The organism is Streptomyces sp. NPDC058092 (assembly GCF_042884935.1).
GTDB lineage: Bacteria > Actinomycetota > Actinomycetes > Streptomycetales > Streptomycetaceae > Streptomyces.
Genome location: NZ_JBHVSY010000005.1, coordinates 345,431 through 363,507, shown reverse-complemented (window position 1 = coordinate 363,507; position 18,077 = coordinate 345,431). Strand labels below are relative to the sequence as shown.

Below are 18,077 nucleotides of genomic sequence, written 5' to 3'. Positions count from 1 at the left end.
GGCGGGAACACGACGATCGACGGGACGGGACCGTATCGTCGCAACGCCGAGGGTAGGGCGCTCCACGTCGCAACGCAACCGTTTCGTCGTGACGGACTATGATTCGGGCATGACCACCGACCCGGGAACCCGCCGCCGTGTCCCCGCCGGAGCCGCTGTGCTGCGCGAGGACGTCACCGATGCGATTCGCAGCGCCGTCTTCGAGGAACTGGCCGCGGTGGGCTTCGCCCGGATGTCGATCGAGGGCATCGCCCGGCGGGCGGGCGTCGGCAAGACGGCCGTGTACCGCCGCTGGAAGTCCAAGCTGGCCCTGGTCCTCGACCTGGTCTCGGCCGTCGCCGTCCAGGGCATGCCGGCTCCGGCCACGGGTTCGCTGTACGGGGATGTCCGCGCCGTACTGGAACTCGCCGCCTACGCCCTGCGCCACCCCGTCGCCTCGCAGGTCATCCCGGACCTGCTGGTCGAGGCGGCCCGCAGTCCGGAGATCTCCGACACGATCAAGGCCGCCCTGCTCGACCCGCAGCAGGGCATCGCCGCCGTCGTCGTACGGGACGCCGTGGCGCGCGGCGAGCTGCCCGAGGACAGCGACCCGGACCGTGCGCTGGACCTGATTGTCGGGCCGCTCTACTGGCGGCTCGCCGTCGTCCGTACCCCGCTGCCCAAGGGCTATCTCGACGACCTGGCCGCGTCGGCCGTCGCCGCGCTCAAGAACCGAGCCGGGTAGGCGCTACCCCTCGGCCAGCAGCCGGTCCGCGACCCGGGCCGCCGCCCCGCCGTCGTCCAGGTCGCAGAAGTCCCGGCGGAAACTCTCGTACGCCTCCGCGTGCCGGGCCGCCGACGCGGTCAGGGCGCCGGCATCGCGCAGGGCCCCGGCGATCTCGTCCGTGCCGAGGAGCAGCGGCCCCGGCGCCCGGGTCTCGAAGTCCAGGCAGAAACCGCGCACCGTGTCGCGGTAGTGCTCCAGGTCGTAGGTGTGGAAGAGCATCGGGCGGCCCGTGTGCGCGTAGTCGAACATCAGCCCCGCGTAGTCCGTCACCAGCACATCCGCGATGAGCAGCAGCTGAGCGGTGTCCGGGTGCGCCGACACGTCGCGTACCCCGTGCCCCTCGGGCACGCTCCCGGTCACCCGCGGATGGCGCCGCACCAGAAGGGTGTGGCCGTCGCCGAGTGACCGGGCCAGGGCGGCCAGGTCGAGCGCGGGATCCCAGCGGTAGCGGGGCCGCTCGCCGTCGGCGCCGGGCGGGTGGGCCAGTTGGTCACGGTAGGTCGGCGCGTACAGCACGACCCGGCGGCCGTCCGGGATGCCGAGGCGGTGCCGGACCCGCTCGGCGGTCTTGGCCCGGTCGGCCGAGAAGAGCAGGTCGTTGGCCGGGGAACCCGCCTCCACGACCTCGCCCCGGTAGCCGAGTGCGCGGCGCAGCAGCGGGGTGGAGTGGCGGCTGGGGGAGACCAGGACGGACCACTGGGCCGCCCGGCGCGGCAGCGAGGCGAGCTCGTGGTGGTCCGCGTACAGGGTGCCGTCCAGATCCGTGCCGAAGCGGCCGAGCGGGGTGCCGTGCCAGGTCTGCACCACGAGCTGGCCGGGCCGCCGCTCGAACCACTCGGGCAGCTGGTCGGCGGTGACGATCCGGCGGGACCTCGCCAGCGCCTCGTACCAGGCGGCACTGTGCTCGACGACCGGGACGGCGGTGGGCGGGTTGTGGCCGTGGAGCCCGTCGGTGACCCAGAGGTGCTCCGACTCCACTCCCCGGCGCACCAGTTCGGTGTGGACGGCGCGGGGTGAGTCGCCGCCCGTGTAGAGGACGGTGTCCCGCAGCGGCAGCGCGCGCCGGGCCGGGTAGTGCGTGCGGCGCAGTTCGGCCCGGCGGTACGCGCCCCGCTCGGAGAGTGCGAGGACCGGCCCGGCCTGTACGGTCAGCCGGTCGCCGAACCGGCGGTCCAGGACGAACTCCCGGCCGGCCGCGGGGGTGTTGGCGTCCGCCCCCGTGCGGCAGAGCGGCAGCCGGGCGGCGAGCGCGGTCAGCACCCGGACCGGCCGGCCGCCCAGATACGCGTCCCAGCGGCCCTCGGGCAGCCCGGCGGCCACCGAGGGCGCGAGGAACGCGGTGAAACGGCGCCCCTCGTACGCTCCCGCGCGCCGTTCCTCGTGGTGGGTGACGGGGACGGACACCGTCTCGCGCAGCGCCTCGTGCCGAAGCACGAGGTGGGCCGGCCCTTCGTCCTGCCGTACGCCCGTCCCGGCGCCGGTCACGCCCTCCACCCGCAGCGCCCCGTCCGACGTCCACGCGGCCCCGTCCGCGAACGGCTGCCCGCTCAGGTCCAGCACCAGTTCGCCGGCCGCATCGGCCACCACTGGCGGCGCCACCTCCGGGGCCGCCGCCAGTGGCACCCGCGACCCGTCCGCCAGCACCAGCCGCGCCCGCCACCGCCCGCCGGGCTCCGGCTCGACCTCGCGCGGCGCCCGGTGTGGTGCCGCAGGCGCGGCCGCCATCCCGGCGAGGTCGGCGAGCGGAATCCGTACCGTGAAACGGCCGTCCGTCACGCACTCGACGGGGTGGCCGAATTCCTGGTCCGCCACCCCGTCGCAGGTCAGCACCAGGGCCTTCGGCCGGGCACCCCCGTACAGCCGGCCGGTCAACGCCAGCTCCTCGCCGATGCGACGGTCCTCGCACCGGGCCGGCAGCTGCGTCAGGTTCAGCCGGAGCCGCCCGCCCAGGTAGTCGAGCACGGCCCGCCGCCCGTCGCCCAGGTCCCGGACGTGCGGCTGCACCGCCCCCGCGTCCACGGCGCGCACGGCCACCCGGCGGACCGTGCCATGAGCGGCCACCATCATGCCCACCAGCCAGCCGCCGGGCCGCAGCCGACGCGGGTCGAGCGTCAGCTCGAAGCCCGAGTGGTCGTAACAGTGCAACTGCTGACCGGAGTTGATGGTCGCCTCGGGTGCGGGAACGTTCCGTACCGGCACCGTCCGCAGCTGCTGGCCACGGGTCGCGCGCACCATGCCCACCTTCAGCGAGTGGCGCGGCGACGCGGCCGGCAGATTGCGGATGTACGCGTAACCGCGCAGCCGCAGCCTTCCGTCGTCGCCCCACTGCGCCTCCAACAGCCGTGCCACGGCCGGGAGATCGGCACGGGCCAGGCGGGGGGCGTCCGGAATGCCGGGAAAACCGGCCTGCCGCCGCCCCGGCACACCGCCGACCAGGAACGTTCCGGCGCCGTTGGCCCGTTCGAAGGCGAGCACGGCGAGCAGCTCCGCGAGCCTGCGCTCCTTCACCAGCCGCCACTTGATCCGCAGCTCCACCGGCAGCTCATGGGCCACGGCCCGGCCCGACCTGGCCGCCCCGTCCATCCGCTCCATCCGGTCCAGGAACGCCCCCGCGTCCGCCATGAACGCGTCCCGGTACTCGGGCCCGCCCATGGCGAGCCCCTCCAGGAAGTACACGAAGTCGTCGCGCAGGCACGAGAGGTCGTAGCGGCGCCGCGCACCGCCGTGTCCGACCCCGCCCCGGCCCGCCAGGAACGCGCTGACCTGCTCGCACGCCGCGATCCGGTCCCGTACGCCCCGCACATCCGTACGCCGCCGGGTGATCGACCCCTCGCGCACCCGCCAGTAGTAGACGTGCTCGTGCAGTACGTCGACCGAGCCGGCGAGGAAGTGGGCCGGGATCATCACCGGGGTGTCCTCGTAGAGCTTCCCCTCCGGGAAGGCGAAGGTGTGCCGGTCCCAGAAGGAGCGCCGGAACACCTTGTTCCAGGCGACCCGGTCGGCGAGCAGCCGCGGATCGCGGCTGATGTGGGTGCGCGCCCGGGTGGCGGTCAGCCAGCGGTACTGCCAGGCCTGCTGCCGCCCCTGCTCGTTCAGCCGCCACACATTGCCGGTCGCGAGGTCGGAGCCGGTCGACTCCAGTGAGGCCAGCATCCGCTCGTAGGCGTCGTGGACGACGAGGTCGTCGCTGTCGACGAACGCCAGATACGGCACGCCCTGTGTGGTGTGCCGCACGCCGGTGTTACGGGCCGCGCTCAGCCCCCCGTTGGGCCGGCGGACATAGCGGAAGCGGCGGTCGCGGGCGGCGAACTCCCGGGCGATGGCCGTGCTGCCGTCCGTCGAACCGTCGTCGACGAGGATCGCCTCGATGTCGGCGACCGACTGTTCGGCCACCGAGCGCAGGCAGTCCTCCAGATAGTCCTCGACGTTGTGGACCGGGACGACGACACTGAGGCGCGGCTTCATGCCAGGTCAACCGGGGCGGACGCGCCTGGTCACCGGCACTGCCCCGAACGGGTGAACACGCGATTCGGTGCGCGGTGGGTGCGCGATTACGCTCGGCTGCCATGTTCCTCAGTGTTGTCGTGCCCGTCCACCGCGCTCAGGGATATCTCAGGGCGACGCTGGAGTCCGTGCTCGGCCGGGGCCCCGGTGAGCTGGAGCTGCTCGTCGTCGACGACGGCTCGCGGGACGGCAGCGCCGAGATCGCCGCAGAGTTCGCGGCGCGCGACCCGAGGGTCCAGGTGTTCACCCTTCCTGAGCACCGCGGCGCGGGTCCGGCCCGCAACGCCGGGGCGGCCGAGGCGCGCGGCCGGTATCTGCTCTTCCTCGACGGCGACGACCTGCTGCGACCGGGCGCCCTGGAAGCGATCACCGACCGGCTGGCCGGGAGCGAACCGGACGTGCTCCTCCTCGGACACGACCGGATCGACTGGTGGGGCACCGTCGCACCTGCGGAAGCCGTCCCCGACGGCTTCTCCACCGTCACCCCGCGCCTCTTCCGCCGCGCCTTCTGGAGCGCGCACGGCCTCCGCTTCACCGACGGCCCCTACGAGGACGTCCTCCCCGTCCTGAGCGCCACCCTCCTCGCCGCCGACGCCGGCACGCTCGACACCCTCGACCGGATCTGCGTCCGCCACCGCGTCCGCCGCACCGGCACCTTCGCCACCACTCCGGGACGCCACCACTTCGCGATCCTCGACGCGTACGAACGGCTGCTCGCCGCGACCGGCCACGACCTGCGGATCCGGGCGGCCCGCACCCGCCATCTGCGTACCGTCCTCGCCGACCCCGGCCGGATCGCCCCCGAGGACCGTGCCGCCTTCCACCGCGCCGCGGACCTCCCCGGCAGCTACGCCGCCCACCGTGCCCGGGAGGCCGTCCGTACCGGCCGCACCCGCACCCGGGCCGCCCTGCGCCGCCGCAAGAAGACGCTCCGGGCCCGGCTCACGCGCGCCGCCTACCGCGCCGACCTGCTGCGCCCCCTGGACCCGAACCTCGCGGTGTACGGCGCCTACTGGAACCGGGGCGTCGCCTGCAACCCGGCCGCGATCCACGCCAAGGCCCTCGAACTGGCCCCGCACATCCAGGGCGTCTGGGTGGTCTCGTCCCGGCACCGCGACCGCATGCCGTCCGGCGTCCCGTACGTCATCGAGGGCTCCCTCGCCTACGGGCGGGTCATGGCCACCGCCACGTACCTGATCAACAACTCCAGCTTCCCCGGCGGCTTCACCAAGCGCCCCGGCCAGCGCTATCTCCAGACCCACCACGGCACCCCCCTGAAGACCATGGGCCTGGACCAGCGCGCCTACCCGGCCCTCACCAACGGCATCAGCTTCGAGAAGATCGTCGCCCACGCCGACCAGTGGGACTTCTCGCTCTCCGCCAATCCGCACACCACGGAGATCTGGGACCGGGTCTACCCGTCCGGATACGAGCATCTGAACCTCGGCTACCCGCGCAACGACGTCTTCTTCACCGCCACCCCCGAGCGGATCGCGGCGATCCGGCAGCGCCTCCACCTCGACCCGGACCGGACGGTGCTGCTGTACGCACCGACCCACCGCGACTACCGCAAGGGCTTCGTCCCCCACCTCGACCTGGACCGGCTGACCCGCGAACTCGGGCCGCAGTACGTGGTGCTGGTCCGCGCGCACTACTTCTACGGCCGCTCGGCGGCGCCGGACAGCGCCCGGGTGATGGACGTGACGGGACATCCGTCCGTCGAGGAACTCTGCCTGGTCTCCGACGCGTTGATCACCGACTACTCGTCGCTGATGTTCGACTACGCCTGCCTGGACCGCCCGATCATCAGCCACGCCCCGGACTGGGCCGCCTACCGGGCCTCGCGCGGCACCTACTTCGACCTGCTCTCCGGACGCCCCGGCGACACCCCGGGCGCGGTCGCCACCACCGACGACGAACTGCTGGAACTGTTCAGGACGGGCGAGTGGCGCTCGGCGCGGACGGCGGAGCTGCGGGCGGCGTTCCGGGAGCGCTTCTGCCCGTACGACGACGGGCACGCGGCCGAGCGCGTGGTGCGGCGGCTGTTCCTCGGCGGCGGCGAGTAACGGCCGGGTGAGGTCGTAAGCCCGGCGCGGCCGATGTCACCCGTTCGGGACAGACCGCAACCGGTGACCCCCGGCCTCTCACGGGGTTGAGCCGTACGGACAACCAGGCCCCCGATGAACGGACGTGCTCAACATGCCGCCACGGCTCAGTGTCGTCGTACCCGTCCACAACGTCGAGCTCTATCTGACGGACTGCCTGAAGTCCCTCGCAGAGCAGACCATGACCGACCTGGAGGTGGTCATGGTCGACGACGGGTCCACCGACAGCAGCGCGGCCCTGGCCGCCGGGTTCGCTGCACAGGACGGCCGGTTCCGCCTGGTGAGCCAGGAGAACGGCGGACTCGGGCACGCCCGCAACACCGGGGTCCGCCACTGCGACCCGGGCGCCCGCCATCTCGCGTTCGTCGACAGCGACGACGTGCTCCCGCCCCGCGCGTACGAACTCCTTCTCGGCGCCCTGGAGGAGACGGGCTCGGACCTCGCGTCCGGCAACGTGCTGCGGCTTCGGTCCTCCGGCAAGCTCCAGCAGTCGCCCAACTTCCGCAAGCCGATGGCGACGACCCGGCTGCGCACCCACATCTCCCGCGACTGGGACCTCGCCGCCGACCGGATCGCCTGCAACAAGGTCTTCCGCCGGTCCTTCTGGGACGAGCACGCCTTCGCCTTCCCGGTCGGCGCCCTCTACGAGGACATCCCGGTCGTCCTGCCCGCCCACTTCCTGGCCCGCTCCGTCGACGTGCTGAAGGACGCCGTCTACCACTGGCGCGACCGCCCGGGCTCGATCACCACGCGTCGCGCCGTCGTCCGCGGCATCCAGGACCGGGCCTCGCACGTGCTGGGCGTCGCCACCTTCCTCGACGAGCACCGCGGCGCCACCGACAAACGGCGCTACGAGGCCCACGTACTCGCCCATGACCTCCGGTACTTCATGGACGCGCTGCCCGACGGCGACGAGGAGTACCGGCGCGCCTTCCTCACGTACGCCAACGAGTTCACCGACCAGGTCGACCCCGCGGTCCTGGACGCGCTCCCGCTGCGGCTGCGGCTGATGTGGCACCTCGTGCGCGAACGGCGGGCCGACGAACTGCTGGCGCTGCTCGCCTTCGACAAGGCCGAGCCGGGAGCCTTCGCGGTACGGGGCCTGCGGCGCCGCAGCGCCGCCTTCCCGGCCCTCACCCGGCCCGTGCCGCGCCCGGTGCTGCGGGTCACCGACCGGGACCTGCCGCTCACCGCCCGGCTGCGGGACGCCCACTGGCAGGGCGGCAGGCTGCACCTCAAGGGATACGCCTACATCCGGAACCTGCCCGCCACTTCGCGCGGCAGCGAGTTCCGGGCCGGGTGGCTGCGCGCGGGGCGCCGGCACGTGGTGCCGCTCCGGCTGCGTACGGTCGCCGAGCCCGAGGCCACCGCCCGGTCCCGGCAGAGCCTGCACGACTACGACCGCTCCGGCTTCGAGACCGTCATCGACCCGGCCAGGCTCCGCATCGACGCCGACGGCCGCCCCGAACGGCTCACCTGGCGCCTGGAGATCGGCATCGCCGGGCACGGCATGCTGCGCCGTTCCGGCCTCTCGACCCACGAGGCGGCCGCACCGCCGCCCGTGCACCGCCCCGACGGCGACCACCGGATCGTGCCCGCCTTCGACGACGGCAGGCTCGTGCTGCACGCCGAGCGGATCGACGCCCGCTTCGAGACGCACCGCGCGGGCGGCACGGGCGACGGCGCCGGCACCGTGGTCATCGACGGCATGATCCGCGACCGCCTGGGCAAGGGCCCGCTGCGTCTCGCGTTCACCCACCGGGCCTCCGGCATCTCCTTCGACTGCCCGGTGACCGTCCAGGAGGGGGCCGTGCCGTCGGCGGCGGGATGGCGGCGCTTCACCGCCGACGTCCCGCTCGGCTCCTTCGCCGACGCCCGCGCGGGCGCGGAGGAGGGGACGGCGCCCGCGCAGCTCCCGTACAGCCTGCATCTCGTCGGCCCGGACGGGCGCAGGACGCCGATCGACGTGCCGGGGCCCGTACTGCCGGGCCGCTACCCGCTGGACGGGGCCCGCGACCGGCGGCGCGAACTCGGTCTCACCGCGAGCTCGCGCGGCAATCTGCTGATCAGCGACCGCGCCGTGCAGCCCGCCGTCGACCTGGCGACCTGGACGGAGGACGGACAACTCCTCCTGGAGGGCACCTTCCCCGACGACCGGGACCGCCCCGTCGAGCTGGTGGCCCGGCACAGCGGACACGGCGAGGAGGCGGCCTTCCCCCTCGCCTTCTCCGGCGCGGCCGGAACACGTCGGTTCAGGGCCGCGCTCCGGCCGGACGCCGTCGAGGGGCCGGGCGGGAAACTGCCGCTGGGCCAGGGCCACTGGTACCTCTTCCTGCGCGAGAAGGGCGCCCGGGACGACGCGTACGACGCCCCGCTGCGCATCCCGGCCGCCGCCCACCGCACCCTGCCCGCCGCCCGCACCCTCACCGGCCGCAAGTACCTCGTCGAACGGCGCTTCCACGACCAGCTGCTGATCAACTGCGCCTCGGTGCTCACCCCCGCGGAACGCGGCGCACGCGGCAAGCGGCTGCTGCGCGAGGCGTACCGGAGCCGACGACGCACCGCGCCGCTGCGCGACACCGTGCTGTACAGCAGCTTCGACGGCCGCCAGTACTCCGACTCACCGCGCGCCATCCATGAGGAGATGGTCCGCAGGGGCATCGAGTCGGAACACCTGTGGGTGGTGAGCGACCAGCAGGCCCGTGTCCCGGTCGGTGCCACGGCCGTCGAACACGGCTCCGCCGCCTGGCACGAGGCGCTGGCCACCAGCCGTCACCTCGTCACCAACACCCAGCTGCCGGAGTGGTTCGAGCGGCGCGAGGGCCAGTGCGTCGTCCAGACCTGGCACGGCACCCCCCTCAAACGCATCGGCCTCGACCTCGCCGGCACAGCCCGCGCCAACGCCGCCTACCTCGCCACCATCGAGCAGCGCGCCCGGCAGTGGAGCGTCCTCGTCTCCCCGAACCGCGTCTCCACCCCCGTCCTGCGGCGCTCGTTCGGCTACCGGGGCGAGGTCCTGGAGTGCGGCTATCCCCGCAACGACCTGTTCCACGCCTCCGACCGGACCAAGGTCGCCGCGTCGGTGCGGGAAAGGCTCGGCATCCCCGAGGCCAGGCGGATCGTGCTGTATGCGCCGACCTGGCGCGAGGACCGGCCGCGGGGCGGCGGCCGCTACGCCCTCGACCTGCAACTCGACCTGGCCGCCGCCGAACGTGAACTCGGCGCGGACACCGTCCTGTTGGTACGCCGCCACTATCTGGTCACCGACCGCCTGCCGGACAGCGGCAGCGGCTTCGTCCGTGACGTCTCGCGCTACGGGGACGTCGGCGAGCTGATGCTGATCAGCGACGCGCTGGTCACCGACTACTCCTCACTGATGTTCGACTTCGCCCAGACCGGCCGCCCCATGCTCTTCCACACCCACGACCTGGCGCACTACCGCGACACGCTGCGCGGCTTCTGCTTCGACTTCGAGGCCCGCGCCCCCGGCCCGCTGATTCCCGGCTCCGCCGGACTGATCGAGGCGCTGCGCGACCCGGAGCGGGCCACCAGAGGACACGCGCAGGCGTACGAGGCATTTCGCCGGGACTTCTGCGACCTCGACGACGGACACGCGGCGGCAGGAGTGGCCGACCGGATGCTCCAGGACCTCGCCCGGCCGTGACCGGCCCCGAACGGCCCGGGACAGCAGGCGCCGTCTGAACCGTTCGAGTGATGCGGGGATTCGGGCGTCTGCGCATATTCGCAGGGCACCGAAGTCGTGAACCCCGTACATGCGGCCGACGGTGCGTCACTCAACGTCCTCGGGTTGCTACGTTCTGCTTTCATGGGTATCCGAATGCGATGCGAAACCTGGGACGTGCGACGGGCGAGAGCGGTGGTGCTCGTCGCCGCGGCCATCGGGCTCCTGACCCGAATGCTGATCGCGGCGAATATGCCGGGCCCGGCCGATGTGCGGATCTTTCACGGTTTCGCCCGGGCCATCGTGCGTTACGGCCCCATTCGGATCTACGAACAGCCGCTGCCGGGACTTCCCGTCTACAACCATCCGCCACTGGCCGGCTGGATGCTTCTCGGCCTCAACGACCTCTCCGAACTCGGAATTCCATTCGGGACGCTGATCAGATCGCCCGCATCGATCGCCGACTTCTGCTGTGCGCTCATCGTGTTCGAAATCGTGCGGCGGCGCGGTTCCCTCGGCACGGCGGTCGCCTGCGGTGTGGGCGTGGCTTTCAGCCCCGTACTGATCGCCACCTCCGGCTACCACGGCAACACCGACGCGGTCGCCATCACGTTCGCCCTGGCCGCCGCCCATCTGCTCGTCGACCGGAAGTCACCGCTGGCCGCCGGGGTGGGCGCGGCGCTCTCGATCAGCGTCAAGTTCATCCCGGTGGTGGTGATCCCGGCGCTGTTCGTCGTCGCGCTGCGGGCCGGCCGGCCCGCACTCCTCCGTTTCACCGCGGGGTTCACCGCCCTGATCGCCCTCGTCTGGGGCCCGGTCCTGGTGACCGTGCCGCAGAACCTCACGGAGAACGTCCTGGAGTACGCGGGCGGCAGCTACCGCCTCTGGGGCCTCGTCCGGTTCGCCGACGCACTCGGCCTGCCGCAGTCCTTCATCACCTTCGTCCAGGGCGAGGGCCACTTCCTCTTCGTACTGGCCTGCGTGGCGGCCGGGGTCTGGCTCGCCTGGCTGCGGCCCGCACAACTGCCCGGTGTCGTCGGCGTCACGATGGGCCTCCTGCTGCTGCTCTCCACCGCGTCCGCCCTGCAGTACCTCACCTGGGCGGCCGCCGGCCTGTTCGTCATCGGGTTCTGGGAAGGCGCCGCGTACAGCTGCCTGCTCGGCCTGACGGCGGTCCTCGGCTACCACGGGCGCTCGGCCGTGCGCTGGAGCGAAACGGTGCTGCACTTCGGCGAGGCCGGCTGGTTCGTCCTCGCCGCCGGTCTCCTCAGCGGAATCCGCAAGATCCTCGCCGCGCCGGCGGCCGTACCCCCGCAATCCTGCGCCGAGCGGCCCCTGGTCAAGGCGCCCCGCACCTCGCACCCCACCGGTTCCGCCGTCAACTGACCACCCTCTCCCGAGCCCTGATTCGCCGAGCACCGAGCACCGAGCACAACTGGAGAACGCCCCGTGAAGGAAAGCCCGAGCCCCAGGATCGGCATCCTGGTGGTCGCGTACAACGCCGAGACGACGCTGGAGAGGACCCTCGACCGCATTCCGGAAGACTTCCGGTCCAAGATCGCCGAAGTCCTCATTCTCGACGACGCGAGCCACGACGCGACCTTCACCGCGGGCTGCCGCTGGTCGCAGACGGAGGGAATGCCGCGGACGGTGGTGATGCGGCACACCAAGAATCTCGGCTACGGCGGAAACCAGAAGGCCGGATACGCGCTGGCCGCCGAACACGGACTCGACATCATCGTGCTGCTGCACGGCGACGGGCAGTACGCCCCCGAATTCCTGCCCGACATGGTCGCACCGATCGAACGCGGCGAATGCGAGGCCGTGTTCGGATCACGGATGATGAAATCCGGATCCGCACTCAAGGGCGGCATGCCGATGTACAAATGGCTCGGCAACCGCATTCTCACCCGCCTGGAGAACGCCCTTCTCGGCTCGCGGCTCACCGAATTCCACTCCGGGTACCGCGCCTACAGCGTCGCCGCACTCAGGAAGCTGCCGATCCACCGCAACACCGACGCGTTCGACTTCGACACCCAGATCATCGTCCAGCTGCTCAACGAAGGAATGCGGATCAAGGAGATCCCCGTTCCCACCTACTACGGCGACGAGATCTGCTACGTCAATGGCATGAAGTACGCGAAGGACGTTGTCAAGGACGTCCTCGAATACCGGCTCGCCGTCAAGGGATTCGGCACCTGCGCCTGGATCCCCAAGCCCGTCGAGTACGCGTTCAAGGAGGGCGACGGCTCCTCGCACGCCGTCATCCTGGAGAAGATGCGCGGCCTCCCGCCCGGCCGGGTCCTCGATCTCGGCTGCTCCGGCGGCCTGTTCGCGCAGCGCCTCGAAGCCCTCGGCCACGAGGTGACGGGCGTGGACTACGTCGAAGTCCCCGGCGTACGCGAGAAATGCACCCGCTTCCACCTCGCCGACCTGGAGGAGGGGCTGCCCCCGGAGATCGGCGCCGACTACGACTACGTGGTCGCGGGCGACGTCATCGAGCACCTCTCCCGCCCCGAGCGGGTGCTCGCCGAGGTCGCCACCGTGCTGCGGCCCGGCGGCCATGTGCTGCTCTCCGTACCGAACTTCAGCCACTGGTACTCCAGGCTGCGGGTCGCGCTCGGCGTCTTCGACTACGACCGGCGCGGCATCCTCGACGAAACGCATCTGCGCTTCTTCACCCGGGCCAGCCTGCGCCGCACGGTCAGGAACGCCGGCTACGACGTCCTCCACATCGTCTCCACCGGGGCCCCGTTCTGGACGCTCCTCGGCGGCGGACCGCTCCCCGCGGTCCTCGGCGGGATGTCGAAGCTGCTCACCCGGATCAGGCCGACGCTGTTCGGCTATCAGCACGTCGCCCTGCTCACCCCGCACGCGGCCGAGACGATCATCGCTGGAGAGCACGTCGATGTACAGGACATCCTCAACCGACAGTACGCCTCTTCCGACCGGGTCGGCGTCTGAGGCCGCCGTCCCCCGTCCCACCCCCGCCCCGGCGTCCGAAACCCCGGTCGCCGCAGTCAGGAGCAAGGCCGTGACCCTCCCCAGTCTGATGCTGCTGCTGTTCGCCGTGTTCTCGTCGGCGGGCGGGCAGATCATGCTCAAGCACGGGATGAAGGGCGCCGCGGCCGCCGCAGCGCAGGGCGGCGGGTCCGTCGCCCTGCGCGCCGCGACCAGCCCGTGGGTCGTCCTCGGCCTGGCGGTCTTCGCGGTGTCCGCCCTCGCCTGGATGACCACCCTGGCCACGGTGCCGCTGTCCATCGCCTACCCGTTCAACGCCCTCGGGTATCTGCTGATCGTGCTGGCCGGGGCGACCGTGCTGCACGAGCGGACCTCGATGTGGACCTGGGGCGGCTCGCTGCTCGTGGTCATCGGCCTCGTCACGGTGATGGCCGGCCAGCAGCGCTGAGAAGATTCACGCCCGTCCGGCGATCGAGGACACGCCGCCGGACGGGCCCGGCGCCGCCCTTTCCCCCAGCAGCACCGTCCGCACGACCCGCTCCGCGGCCCGCCCGTCGTCGTACGGACAGAACCGGGCCCGGAACGCGGCCCGCAGCGCCTCGTTCGCCGGGCTTTCCCAGCTGCCGTCGAGGAAGATCCGGGCCAGCTCGTCCGTATCGGTGGAGACCGCGCCGGGGGTGTCGCCGGGCTTCCCGGACAGCAGGTCGAAGCAGACCCCGCGGACCGTGCGGTACGTCTCCCAGTCGGGGGCGTGCACCACGATCGGGCGGTCCAGATGGGCGTAGTCGAACATCACCGACGAGTAGTCCGTCACCAGCGCGTCCGCCGCCAGGCACAGCTCCTCGATCCGCGGATGGTCGCAGACGTCGAGGAGCGAAGGGTGCTCCGGCAGCCCGGCACCCTCGTAGAAGTAGTGGGCGCGGACCAGCACCACGGTGTCCGGGCCGAGCGCCTCGCAGAACCGGACCAGATCGAGCCGGCTGGTGAACGCCGCCTCGTAGTCGCGGTGCGTCGGCGCGTACAGGATGGCGCGCCGGCCGGGCCGGATGCCGAGGCCCTCGCGGATCTGTGCGATCCGCTCGTCCGTCGCCGTCGCGAAGACGTCATTGCGCGGATAGCCCGATTCGAGGGACCGGGCGGCGCCCGGATAGGCGCGGGCCCACACCTCGGTGGAGTGCGGGTTGGCACAGACGCTCCAGTCCCACCGGTCGACGCGCTGGAGCAGCCGGTCGAAGTTCAGCCCCTGGGCCGCCGCCGGGTAGTCCTGCTGGTCGAGCCCCATGATCTTCAGCGGGGTGCCGTGGTGGGTCATCACATGGATCTGGCCGGGGCGTTTGACCAGGTGGTCGGGGAAGTTGACGTTGTTGAAGAAGTACGTGGCCCGGGCCAGCAGCCGCCAGTAGCGGCGGGTTCCCGGCACCACGTGGTCGATGCCACCGGGCACCGCGTCCGGGTGGTTCTTCGACACCACCCACACGCCCCGTACCTGCGGGGCCAGCTCCTGGGCCTTGCGGAAGACGGCCTCCGGATTGCAGCTCACCCCGCGGTTCCAGTACGCGGCGTAGACGGCGAGCCCGGGGTCCAGCGGAAGCCGGCGCTGCCACCAGTAGTAGCGCGCGGCGAGGGTGCGCCTGGCCCGCGCCCGGACCGCGCCGGGCGCCGCCCGCAGGCTCCGGCGCATGGCCAGGACCGTGTCGAGGGCGCCGAGCACGGCGTACCGGCCGCCGCCCATCAGCCGCGGCCGCAGCCCCTTGGCGCCGCCCGGGAAGCGATGCCCCTCGGGCCGGTGCGCGCGGACGAACGCGGCCACGGACCGTACGTAGCGCCTGCGCCGCCGGGTCACCGACGGGTATCCGGCGAGGAGTTCCTGAACGGCCCGCTCGAAGAGCAGGGGGCGTACGGGACGCAGCGGCGGCCGGTCCCGTACGAACTCCATCAGAGCGGCGTACGCGTCGACGAGCTCGTGCGGCGCCGCGCCGTCCGCCGGTTCCGCCGGGTCGGCGACAGCGGGAAGGTGGCGTCGGCCGCGGTGTTCGACGCAGGCGGTGGGGAGTACGGCGACGGACCCGGCCGCGGCGAGGGTCTGGAGCGCGTACATCCGCTCCCCGTGCGGCCCCGGCCCGAAAGTCAGCTTCTCGCCCTCGTGGAGGGTGCGGCGCACGGCGCGGTTCCAGGAGACCGGTGCGATGTCCAGGAGGACGGGGTGGCCGGCGAGGGTGAGCCGGCCCTCGGGCAGTTCGCCGAGCAGCTCCAGCGACCGGGTCGGCCGGGGGCGGCCCCGGAACGGGCGCCTGTGGTGGCCGAACAGCAGCAGTTCGGGGTCACCGACGGCGTCCAGCCGGTCGGCGACGGCCCGCAGGGCGCCCGGCAGGTGGACGAAGGTGCCCTCCAGGAAGAGGAGATAGTCGCCGACGGCCCGCTCGGCCCCGGCGTTGCGCCGCCCGTCCGCGCCCGCCCCCGGCGGCAGATGGATGGCCTGGACCCGGCTGTCCCGGGAGGCGAACTCGTCGAGGAGCAGCCCCGAACCGTCCGGCGCACCGTCGTCGACCCCGATCACCTCGAGGTCCGTGAACGACTGGCTGAGTACCGACTCCAGGCACTCGCGCAGCTGCCCTCGGGCGCGACGGACGGGGATGATGACACTCAGCCTGGGCATACGGGCTCTTTCTCGGACTCGGGCTTCTCGGGTTCAGGGGGGAGGGTCGTCGTCAGGGGCGGTCGACGGGCCGGGAACCGGCGAGGCCGAGGCCCGCGGACGCCTGCCGGTCCGCGGTGGCCGGTGCGGGGACCTGCGTCGGGTGCCCCGCCGCCGGTGCCGGTTGCCGCCGGGCCGGCGGGATCGCGGGCGGTCGCACGGCCGTGTCGCCCAGGAAGACCCGGCGTACCACCCGCTCCGCCGCGTGCCCGTCGTCGTACGGACAGAAGCGCTCCCGGAACGCCGCGCGCAGCCGGGCGGAGCGGGCCCCGCACCAGTGGCCGGTCGCGAAGATGTCCAGCAGCTCGTCCTCGCTGTGCGCGATCGCGCCGGGCGGGCAGGAGCGCAGGTCGAAGTAGGTGCCGCGGGCCGCTTCGTACGCCTCGCGGTCGCCGCAGTGGATGACGACGGGCCGGTCCAGATTGGCGTAGTCGAACATCAGCGACGAGTAGTCGGTGATCAGCGCGTCCGAGGCGAGCGCGAGCGCCTCGACGCAGGGGTGGCCGCTGACGTCGATGATCCGCGGGTGCGGCTCGCGGACCGGCACGGCCCCGTACGAGTAGTGCGCGCGGTTCAGGATCACGGAGCCCGGGCCGAGGACCCGCAGCAGACGTGCCAGGTCGAGCAGGGGTTGCTGGTCGCGCCGGTAGTCGCGGTGCGTGGGCGCGTACAGCAGGGCCACGGTGCCCTCGGGGATGCCGAGCGACGCGCGCAGCCGCGCCACGTCGCCGGCGGTGGCCCGCTGGTAGATGTCGTTGCGCGGATACCCGTACTCCAGCGTCGCGCAGCTCGCTGAGGCCGACGGATAGGCCTTCTCCCAGACGAGGGTGGAGTGCCGGTTCGCGGAGAGGGAGAAGTCCCACTTGTCGACATTGGCGAGCAGCTGCCCGAAGTCCATCCCGCGGGCCGCGGCCGGCCGGTCCTGAAGATCGAGGCCCATGGTCTTGAGGGGGGTGCCGTGGTGGGTCTGGAGCAGCACCTGGCCGCGCCGCTTGACCAGCCGCCGGTCGAAGTTGACGTTGTTCACCAGATACCCGGAGCGGGCCAGCGCCCGCCAGTAGCCGTACGTCCCGGGGGTGATCCGGCGCGTCGAGGTGGGCACGGTGTGCGCGTCCTCGGGGCGGCAGATCCAGGCGGTCCGCAGGCCGGGGACCAGTTCGCGGGCCTTCGCCTCGATCGCCGCCGGGTTGCAGGCGTACCCGCGGTGCCAGTACGCGGCGAACACCGCCCGGTCCGCCTGGACGGGCAGCCGCAACTGGACGCGGTAGTACGCCTGGAGGGCGGCGGCCCGCAGCACCCGGCGGACGGTGCCACCGGCCTTCCGCAGCCGGCCGAGCAGCGACTGCGCGGTCCACAGCGCACGGTACGTGCGGTGCGCGCCCAGCCGGATCAGGCCGTGGCGCAGCCGGGCGCGGCGCGGGACGGGGGCGCCGGGTGCGCGGTAGCGGGCGCAGTGGGCGCGGGCCCGGCGGAAGAACTCGGCGCGGCTGTCGCGTGGCAGCCGGCCCCGGGCGGTGAACAGCGTGCAGAAGTGGTCGAGCATCCTGCGGTGGATCACCGGCCGCCAGGGCGCGAGTTCGGGGCGGGCGTCGATGAACGCGAAGACCCGGTCGTACTGTTCGAAGACGTCGAAGTGCTTGCGGCTGGTGGTGGCCAGGATGTTGCCCCGGCGCCGCTGCCGGTAGCCGACGCACACCCGGTCGAGGACCGCGATCGAGCGGGCGGCCATCAGCACCGGGTAGGTCCACGGGGTGTCCTCGTAGTAGCCGGGCGGGAAGGCGAACCCCTCGGCCTCGACGAACGCGCGGCGGTACGCCTTGTTCCAGACGACCATCAGGACCTTCAGCAGCCCGGGCCGGCCGGTGAGCGCGAAGGTGGCGGGGCCGGTCTCGTCGAGGTGCTCGGCGAACGTGTTGCGTACGCTCTCGCCCGTCCAGTACGTACGGGCGTAGTCGTAGACGAGGACATCCGGTTCCCCGGTCGCCCCGATCCGGTCGGCGACGGCCCGCAGGGCACCGGGGGCGAGGGTGTCGTCGCTGTCCAGGAAGATCAGATAGTCGCCGGTGGCCTGTGCGATCCCGGCGTTACGGGCCCGGCCCAGGCCCACGTTCTCCGGCAGGTGCACGGCCCGCACCCGGTGGTCCCGGGCGGCGAACTCGTCGATGACGGCGCCGCAGGCATCGGGGGAGCAGTCGTCGACCGCGATCAGCTCGAAGTCCTCGAAGGACTGGGTGAGCACCGAGTCCAGGCTCTCGTGCAGATATGCCTGGACCCGGTACGCGGGCACGATGACACTGAACCGGGGCACATCACATCCAGGGGGCGTTCGCAGCGCGTGTGGGCGGTCCGCAAACGTCCGATGGA

Annotated in this window: 9 protein-coding genes; 6 read left to right on the top strand and 3 right to left on the bottom strand. The window is 72.5% G+C overall.

Annotated elements, in window-relative coordinates; genetic code table 11:
- Positions 1-109: 109 nt before the first annotated feature.
- Positions 110-724, top strand: a complete 615-nt coding sequence (locus ACFVV1_RS11765) for a TetR/AcrR family transcriptional regulator (RefSeq protein WP_389988188.1) — start codon at positions 110-112, stop codon at positions 722-724.
- Positions 725-727: 3 nt separating this feature from the next.
- On the opposite strand, the gene ACFVV1_RS11760 is transcribed toward ACFVV1_RS11765, so the two are convergent.
- Positions 728-4,231 carry a CDP-glycerol glycerophosphotransferase family protein gene (locus ACFVV1_RS11760; protein WP_389988185.1) on the bottom strand — a complete coding sequence of 1,168 codons (3,504 nt, stop codon included), beginning with the start codon at positions 4,229-4,231 and terminating at the stop codon, positions 728-730.
- 101 nt (positions 4,232-4,332) lie between these two features.
- Here ACFVV1_RS11760 and ACFVV1_RS11755 point away from each other — a divergent pair, with 101 nt between their 5' ends.
- The 5 genes from ACFVV1_RS11755 (at position 4,333) to ACFVV1_RS11735 (ending at position 13,466) form a co-directional block, all read left to right on the top strand.
- On the top strand, positions 4,333-6,336 hold the full coding sequence (locus ACFVV1_RS11755) for a CDP-glycerol glycerophosphotransferase family protein (RefSeq protein ID WP_389988182.1): 2,004 nt from the start codon (positions 4,333-4,335) through the stop codon (positions 6,334-6,336).
- 133 nt (positions 6,337-6,469) lie between these two features.
- Positions 6,470-10,039, top strand: coding sequence for a CDP-glycerol glycerophosphotransferase family protein (locus ACFVV1_RS11750; RefSeq protein ID WP_389988180.1), 3,570 nt, complete (start codon positions 6,470-6,472; stop codon positions 10,037-10,039).
- A 174-nt stretch (positions 10,040-10,213) separates the two neighbouring features.
- Positions 10,214-11,443, top strand: a complete 1,230-nt coding sequence (locus tag ACFVV1_RS11745) for a hypothetical protein (protein ID WP_389988291.1) — start codon at positions 10,214-10,216, stop codon at positions 11,441-11,443.
- Positions 11,444-11,506: 63 nt separating this feature from the next.
- The gene (locus tag ACFVV1_RS11740; protein WP_389988178.1) at positions 11,507-13,021 is read left to right on the top strand and encodes a methyltransferase domain-containing protein; all 1,515 of its coding nucleotides are present in this window, start codon (positions 11,507-11,509) and stop codon (positions 13,019-13,021) included.
- Between the two features lie 70 nt (positions 13,022-13,091).
- On the top strand, positions 13,092-13,466 hold the full coding sequence (locus ACFVV1_RS11735; RefSeq protein WP_389988175.1) for a hypothetical protein: 375 nt from the start codon (positions 13,092-13,094) through the stop codon (positions 13,464-13,466).
- Positions 13,467-13,472: 6 nt separating this feature from the next.
- On the opposite strand, the gene ACFVV1_RS11730 is transcribed toward ACFVV1_RS11735, so the two are convergent.
- On the bottom strand, positions 13,473-15,674 hold the full coding sequence (locus ACFVV1_RS11730; RefSeq protein ID WP_389988172.1) for a CDP-glycerol glycerophosphotransferase family protein: 2,202 nt from the start codon (positions 15,672-15,674) through the stop codon (positions 13,473-13,475).
- A gap of 52 nt (positions 15,675-15,726) precedes the next feature.
- Entirely contained in the window at positions 15,727-18,021 is a 2,295-nt protein-coding gene (locus ACFVV1_RS11725; RefSeq protein WP_389988169.1) for a CDP-glycerol glycerophosphotransferase family protein, read from the bottom strand.
- Positions 18,022-18,077 lie beyond the last annotated feature (56 nt).